This window comes from Pedobacter sp. 01N416, from assembly GCF_056399685.1.
The window spans coordinates 1-532 of sequence record NZ_JBFTRT010001064.1; the positions used below are offsets into that span (position 1 = coordinate 1).

At 35.5% G+C, this 532-nt stretch carries 1 protein-coding gene; it reads left to right on the forward strand.

Annotation, left to right across the window (positions count from 1 at the left end; translation table 11 throughout):
* On the forward strand, positions 1–274 hold a 274-nt coding region (locus AC1DND_RS29250), incomplete at its 5' end, for an ABC transporter permease (protein ID WP_477586528.1).
* Positions 275–532: the final 258 nt, after the last annotated feature.

Consider the following 532-nt stretch of genomic DNA (forward strand, 5'->3'; position numbering starts at 1 on the left):
GCGTATGTCAATAGGTGCCCGCGGACAAGATGTTTTGATGCAATTTTTAATAGAGGCCATTTTAATCAGCATTACCGGCGGAATTATCGGAGTAGTTTTGGGTGTAAGTTCAACGTACCTCATCTCCTATTTCTTAAACTGGCCAATTTTAATTGCTGAATCTTCAATTATTATTTCCTTTGTTGTATGTGCCATTACAGGTGTTTTCTTCGGCTATTATCCAGCCAAAAAAGCATCTAATTTAGATCCTATCGATGCATTAAGATACGAGTAGTATTAAGTATCCAAACAAAAGTATAGTTATTCCCGCGCAGGCGGGGATCTTAAAACATTTCGCATTTACCTTGAAATAAATCAGATAGCTATCGGATCGGCATGAAGAAACACATTAAAAAAAACATAATAAATAATAACTTAGCGATGCAAAGCGCCAAAGAAAAAATAATGACGATTAATTTCTCCAAAAAGTGGATAAAAATTACCCTGCACATTCTGGTATGGGTGGTTTTGATCACTTTGCCCTATATTATTA